The 7,337-nt window shown below is 41.3% G+C and carries 6 protein-coding genes; all 6 read left to right on the top strand.

The window, feature by feature from the left end; all coding sequences use genetic code 11:
• Nucleotides 1–133 precede the first annotated feature (133 nt).
• A complete protein-coding gene (locus tag AB1488_10795) occupies nucleotides 134–721 on the top strand; it encodes a macro domain-containing protein (protein MEW6410576.1) in 588 nt (195 codons plus the stop codon).
• A gap of 90 nt (nucleotides 722–811) precedes the next feature.
• Nucleotides 812–976, top strand: a complete 165-nt coding sequence (locus AB1488_10790; GenBank protein ID MEW6410575.1) for a zinc ribbon domain-containing protein — start codon at nucleotides 812–814, stop codon at nucleotides 974–976.
• Nucleotides 977–1,101: 125 nt separating this feature from the next.
• Nucleotides 1,102–1,710, top strand: coding sequence for a TetR/AcrR family transcriptional regulator (locus AB1488_10785; GenBank protein MEW6410574.1), 609 nt, complete (start codon nucleotides 1,102–1,104; stop codon nucleotides 1,708–1,710).
• Between the two features lie 4 nt (nucleotides 1,711–1,714).
• Nucleotides 1,715–3,016, top strand: coding sequence for a TolC family protein (locus AB1488_10780; GenBank protein ID MEW6410573.1), 1,302 nt, complete (start codon nucleotides 1,715–1,717; stop codon nucleotides 3,014–3,016).
• An 87-nt stretch (nucleotides 3,017–3,103) separates the two neighbouring features.
• Complete coding sequence (locus AB1488_10775) at nucleotides 3,104–4,192, top strand: efflux RND transporter periplasmic adaptor subunit (GenBank protein ID MEW6410572.1); 1,089 nt, start codon at nucleotides 3,104–3,106, stop codon at nucleotides 4,190–4,192.
• 5 nt (nucleotides 4,193–4,197) lie between these two features.
• Nucleotides 4,198–7,323: an efflux RND transporter permease subunit gene (locus AB1488_10770; protein ID MEW6410571.1), complete on the top strand. Its 3,126-nt coding sequence runs from the start codon at nucleotides 4,198–4,200 to the stop codon at nucleotides 7,321–7,323.
• Nucleotides 7,324–7,337 lie beyond the last annotated feature (14 nt).

Below are 7,337 nucleotides of genomic sequence, written 5' to 3'. Positions count from 1 at the left end.
AAATTGCAACTCTTAATTTACATCTTAAATTTTTTAAAAATTATGGTAAAATATTATATCAGCCTTTAGTGTGAGGTTAATGTCTAATGAAGATGCACTATGAAAATGCACAGCAAGCGGGTAGCGAGCGAATATGAAAAAGAAAAATTCCTTACATTTCGAAGCGAAGCTTCAATATAAGACAAAAAAGGAGAAATACCTCCGTCTCATACAGGGAGATATAACAGAACAGAAGGTGGATGCCATTGTTAATGCGGCAAATTCATATCTACAGCACGGAGGGGGGGTCGCAGGAGCAATTGTAAGAAAAGGTGGATACATAATACAGGAAGAAAGCAATAAGATTGGATTTGTCTCTGTTGGTTCTGCGGCGGTTACATCTGCAGGTAGCCTTCCTGCCAAGTATGTTATTCATGCGGTTGGACCACGATGGGGTGAAGGCAACGAAGACGAAAAATTAAAGAACGCATTGATCAGCAGCCTGAAACTGGCATCAGAAAAGGGATTAAAAAGTATCTCTATCCCTGCAATCAGCTCAGGAATATTTGGGTTTCCAAAAGATAGGTGCGCAAAGATACTCGTTAAAGAGGCTGTTAGATATCTTAATAAAAATCCTGAATCGTCGCTCAAAGAGGTAAATTTCTGTCTCATAGATGAACAGAGTATAGAGTACTTCCTGAAGGAATTTAAGAAGTTAAAAGTGTCATTGCGAGGAGATTGAGCAATGAATCAATTACAACATTTAGAGATTGCTTCGCTATCGCTCGCAATGACAATATAAAAACATGTATCAAAAAGGAGGTGTGTAGTCATGCCAGCCTATGAATATAAGTGTCTTGACTGCAACAGAGTTTTTACAGCATTTCTATCATTTAAAGAAAAAGAGCAGGGAGATGTCCAATGCCCTAATTGTGGTAGCAAGAATCTCCAGCAGATTTATAGTACCTTTCATGCTGTAACCTCAAAGAAATCATAATTTATCTTTGGTTCAGTGGAAATCACCTCATCCCTGAGAGTACCACCTTTTATTTTTCCATTGACATTTAATGACTCTGTTCTGTAAAATGACTATTAGGTCATAAAAATGACTATTAGGTCATTATGGTACGACATAAGATAATTCAGAAATACCGCATAAGTGAAATACTTAAGGCTGCCCGTAAGGTCATAGCTAAAAAGGGCTGGGAAAAGGCTACCATTGAAGAGATAGCAGAGAAAGCTGGCGTAGCAAAGGGAACGGTCTATATCTATTTCAAGAACAAAGATGAACTCTTTTCATCAGCACTACTGGATGTAATGGACAGGGTGATAGATGCAATAGAGAAGGAAGTCAACAAAAATGATGCTATTACCAAGAAACTTGAGGCTATTGTAAAGATACAATTATCATTTATCGAGAAGGAGAGGAACTTTCTCAGGGTATTTCTGGCGGAACGACCTATGACATGTATTGGTTCAGGTGATGAATTAAACAGATTGATGTATGAGAAGAAAGAAAAACTCATAGAGATATTATCAGGCATAATAAAAGAGGGGATCAAACAGGGTAAGTTTAAAAGGACAGAGCCGCGATATGTCGCATATTTCCTTATGGACCTCATACGTGGTGCTGCTTTTTATAAGCTAATGAATGTTTCAAAAGAGCCTACCCCATATAATTTAAAATCCATCATTAATTTTTATATAAGAAGCCTCGTATCCGGGAGGTAGAAAGATGAGAAGATTTTTTTTAATTACTATTTTGTTGTTTATCCATATAGTTGTTTTTGCAAGTGTAACTCATAGTACAGATTTAACACTAAACGATCTTTTCGCTCTTGCATTGAAAAACAGTGAAAGAATAATGATTGCCGAGGAAGAGTTCTTTATAGCAGAACGAGGAAAAGAAAAGGCACTCTCAGCGTTGCTTCCTAAATTTACAGCATTCAGCAACTACACGAGATATACACAGGATAGAAGGAGCTCGGCAGGTAGCATAATACAGCCAGAGGAAAGTTCATCATGGGGGCTCAGAATTGAACAGCCTCTTTTTACAGGAGGAAGAAACATTGCTGGTCTTGAGATAGCCAAAGGGCAAGTCGAGGCAGAAAGAAAGTCGCTATCATTCTTCAAGGAAGATTATCTATTTCAGGTAGCTTCTGTCTATTTTGATGTCCTCAAGGGCAGACGAAATGTGGAAATAGGAGAAAGTCAGGTTCGAAGACTTTTAAAACATAGAAAGGCTGCAGAGATACGACTGAAGGTTGGAGAAGTCACCAAGACTGCCCTTCTCAGGGCAGAGGCTGAACTCTCAGCTGCAGAGTCAGAATTGATAAAGGCAAAGAATGCCTACAAGCAGGCAAAGGATTACCTCGCAAGGCTTACTGGAATTACAACAGATTACGATGTAGCAGGGCCATCTATCAGCGATATACCTCAGGGAGATGTAAAAGACCTCAGGATGGTTGCCTATCAAAACAGAAATGATTACCTTAAAAGCGAGATAGCGGTCAGGATAGCAAAAAGTAAGATTAAATATGCAAAGGGGGGTTTCTATCCCACGCTTTCTCTTGAAGGGGTATACTCCAGAAAAGAGGATGACCCCGCATCTACATTCCTTGTGAAGGAAAGTATATATGGTGGACTCAGGCTAAATTTCCCATTCTTTGAAGGTGGTTTAAGAAAGGCAGAGCTCTCAGAATCAGCCGCAGAGCTAAGGCAGGCAGAGTTATCACATAGCGACCTCAAAAAGACTATAGATATAGAAATAAGCAATGCCTATCTCGACCTTAAGACTATAGAATCTATTGTCATTACCACACAAAAACAGGTAGCCTATGCAAAGGACAATTATGAGGCAGTCTCAAGACAATTTGAATTTGGTCTCGCAGATAGCATTGATGTCATTGATGCAAATACCACCCTCCTATCAGCAGAAAGGCAGCATGCCAGCGCTATGTATGATAGACACCTCGCGACCTTAAAACTGAAGAAAGCAATGGGTATATTCTTGAAGGTGGTAAGTAGTGGACAGTAAACCCCGCACCCCACTTTCGCGGGGTGCGAGGACTGCGCGGGTGGGGCTTTCTGGGTGCGGGGTAAACTGCAGGAAGGAGATTATTGCATGAGAATAAGGTATATTTACCTAATTATACTTGTCATGGTCTCTGCATTACTCATTAGTAGTTGCAAAGGAAAAGAATCCAAAAAACAAACTCTAAAGAGAGAACTCGTTGTCTCTATAGAAAACACAAAGAAAGAAACGATTAAACAACATATCGAGGCTGTTGGAAGCCTCATGCCTTTTGATTCGGTTACTGTAAGTTCAGAGGTTGATGGTATCATCAAGGATGTAAAGGTTGATGAAGGTTACGCCGTTTCAAAAGGTGATCTCTTAGCCTTGATTGACGATACTGACTACACCCTTGAAATGCAACGGGCAAAGGCATCACTGAATCAGGCAGAGGCAAATCTTGAGAATACAAAACTTGAATTTGAAAGAAAAAACGCACTCTATAAGGAAGAACTTGTAACGAAACAACAGTTTGACGATGTAAAGACCCGACTTGCACTCGCAACTGCTGAACTTGATAGGGCGAAGGCATCACTATCACTGGCAAAACAGAAACTTACCAAGACAAAGATCGTATCCCCCCTCTCAGGGGCAGTAAAAGAGAAGAAGGTCTCTCCTGGAGATTATGTGCGTATTGGAAGTGGACTCTTTTCAATAATACAGACAAACCCGTTAAAACTCTCCTTTTCCATTCCTGAGAAAGACTCAAAGAAGATAAGAATTGGACAGCAGGTTGAGATAAAGGTTGATGCATATCCCGAAGAAATATTCGATGGCAAACTCACCCTGATAGATCCACATGCAGATGAAAAAACAAGAACAGTTCGCCTTGAGGCACAGATACCAAATCCTCAAAAAAGGCTAAAACCAGGTTTCTTTGCAAAGGTAACACTTATCACAGGAATAAAAGATAACGCAGTCCTTATCCCGACAATAAGCCTTTTATACGAAGGTGAAAAGACAAGGATTTTTGTAGTAGAAGGTGATACAGCAAAAGAAAGGATAGTCAAGATAGGACAGAAATTCGGTGAATACATTGAAATAACAGAAGGATTAAAGGAAGGAGAAATAGTGGTTATAGCGGGACAGCAGAATTTATTCGAAAATGCAAAGGTTAAAATAGTCGGGAGTAAGGACTAATTAGTATGTGGTTAGCTAATACATCAATAAGAAGACCTGTTTTTGCCACAATGGTCATCCTTGCCCTCGTTGTCTTCGGAGTGGTGAGTTACCCAAGGATTGGACTCGATCTTTTCCCAAAGGTTGACTTCCCCATGGTCAACATAACCGCTACCCTCAAGGGTGCAAGCCCTGAGATAATGGACATAGATGTGACAGATAAGATCGAAGAGGCTATAAATACAATCAATGGTGTCAAAACTATCGCATCCACAAGCATTGAGGGTGTCTCTATCGTAATGGTCGAGTTCGTCCTTGAAAGGAACATAGACCTTGCAGTGCAGGATGTCAGGGAAAAGATATCTGTCATAAGAGGAAAACTCCCAAAGGATATAGATGAGCCTATTATTGAGAAGGTTGACCCTGATGCAGTGCCTGTTCTCTGGCTCGGACTTACAGGAGAAAGATCTGTCAGAGATCTTTCTACATACGCGGATGAGGTATTGAAGGAGCAATTACAGAAAATAAACGGCGTAGGTGCTATAAGAGTAGCCGGACTCAGATTAAGACAGGCACGTGTATGGCTTGATAGGAAAAGGCTTGATGCCTACCAGACAACTGCTAACGATGTCATGCGATCACTCCAGAGAGAAAATGTAGAGCTCCCAGGAGGAAGGATAGAAAGTCTCAGGAAAGAATATACTGTAAAGATAAAGGGAGAATTCCCGACTGTGGATGCCTTTAATGACCTTATAGTCACATACAGAAATGGTGCTCCAGTGAGATTGAGGGACATAGGCAGGGTTGAAGATGGAATGGAAGAGAAACGCTCTATTGCACGGTTCAATGGCATATCTGCCATAGGTCTTGGAGTGCAGAAGCAGTCAGGAACGAACACAGTCGAGGTTATAGATAGGGTAAAGAAAGAACTTAAAAATATCAGGAAGACCTTTCCTCCAGGTATAGAACTCAACATAAGTTTTGACCAGTCTACATTTATCAAGCGATCCATCAGAGAAGTTCAACACCATCTCATCTATGGGGGTATCCTTGCAGTTCTCGTGGTTCTACTATTTCTGAGAAACATAAGAAGCACCCTGATAAGTGCTGTAGCCATTCCTACTTCAATTATATCAACCTTCACCCTGATAAATGTATTCGGCTTTACCTTTAACAATATGACGATGCTTGCCCTCTCATTATCTATTGGGATACTTATTGATGATGCAATCATCGTCATAGAGAATATCCACCGTCATATCGAAAGGGGTATGAAGCCGATGGAGGCTGCTTCATTCGCTACATCTGAGATAGGACTTGCAGTAATGGCGACAACCTTTGCCATAGTTGCAATATTTCTGCCTGTTGCCTTTATGAAGGGGATAATAGGGAGATTCTTTATGCACTTTGCCCTCACGGTTGTCTTTGCCGTGATGGTGTCACTATTTGTTTCCTTTACACTTACACCAATGCTGGCATCACGCTATTTAAGAAGTCAGAAGTCAGAAGTCAGAAGTCAGAAGTCAGAAAAACTCCGAACTCCGAACTCTGAACTAAAACACTCCTTGCTTTCTCGTATTCCTAATATGCTTGAAAAGTGGTATAAAAAAGTCGAGTCCCTTTACAGAGAACTTTTGAAGATTGCCCTTAATCATAGAAAGACGGTAATTATTCTTGCAACAACGATTTTTGTCCTAAGTCTTGGACTTATAAAGTTTCTTGGAAAGGAATTTGTCCCACCAGAGGATCAGAACAGGTTTATTGTTAGACTTGAGGCACCTATAGATTACTCGGTTGATGAGGTTGACAGGTTATTTAAACAGGCTGAAGATTTCATAAGGAGCCTTCCAGAGGTAAAGACAGCCTTTTATGCACAGGGTTTTGGCTTGAGCAGAGAGATAAACAAGGCAGGCATGTTTATAGCTCTTAAGCCAAAGGCTGAAAGGAAAAAGAGCCAGGAACAGATAATGTCAGAGGTAAGGAGAAGATTCAGGACTATTCCAGGATTAAAAGGAACAGCTGAGTATATCGCCCTTGTTGGAGGTGGACAGAGAACGGTTCCGATACAGTATAGCATAAGGGGCAGGGATTTGAAGGGTCTCGAGATGGCTATGAGGTCTGTAGTTGAGGAGTTTTCAAAAATCCCCGGAGTTGTTGACATAGACACCTCTCTTGAGACAGGAAAACCAGAGGTCAGGGTACTTATAAATCGGGACAAAGCCGCTGATTTAGGTGTTGATGTTGAAAGTATTGCAGAGACCGTAAATATCCTCATAGGAGGAGAGGTTGATGTGACAAAGTTCAAGGATGAAACGAGGGGAAGACGATATGATGTAAGAGTGCGGCTCAATCCGGAAGACAGGATTAACCCTGAAGACATTGGTAGGCTTTACATAAGGGCAAATGACGGAAAACTTGCCGAGCTCTCGAACATCGTAAGGATACAGGAAGGAGGGGGACCGAATATAATAAACAGGGTTGATAGACAGAGGGCAATAACGCTCTTTGCAAACCTTGAGAAAAAACCACTTGGAGAGGCAAAGGCTGAACTCGATGCCATCTCAGCAAAGATGCTCTCACCGGATTACTCAGGAAGGTATAAAGGGATGGCAGACATAATGGGAGAATCCTTTGGCTATCTTCTGTTTGCCCTGATACTTGGAGTAATTATCGCTTATATGGTACTGGCATCCCAGTTCGAAAGTTTTATCCACCCATTCACCGTGCTTCTCTCTTTGCCCCTATCTATCATAGGTGCTCTCGGAGCACTTCTGATTACAGGAAAGACACTCAATGTCTTCAGTTTTATTGGAATAATCTTGCTCATGGGTCTTGTCAAAAAGAATGCAATACTGCTTGTGGATTATACAAATACACTCAGGAGTCGTGGGATGGAAAAGACAGAAGCTATACTTACAGCCTCTCCAGTAAGGCTGAGACCAATCCTTATGACAACATTCGCTATTGTCTTCGGGATGCTCCCTGTTGCTTTAGGGGTCGGAGAAGGTGCTGAGACCCGCTCTCCTATGGCTATTGCAGTCATAGGAGGACTCCTGACATCACTATTTCTTACCCTTGTTGTTGTCCCTGTTGTCTATTCAGTGCTCGACGACCTTCAGGCGAAGTTCAAGAAGAAGTCTGAAGTGGATTGAGAAAAAGAGAAAAT

This window comes from Nitrospirota bacterium (assembly GCA_040756155.1).
Taxonomy (GTDB): domain Bacteria; phylum Nitrospirota; class Thermodesulfovibrionia; order JACRGW01; family JBFLZU01; genus JBFLZU01.
Note: the sequence above shows the minus strand (reverse complement) of the source record. Positions and strands in the feature narration are given on the sequence as shown.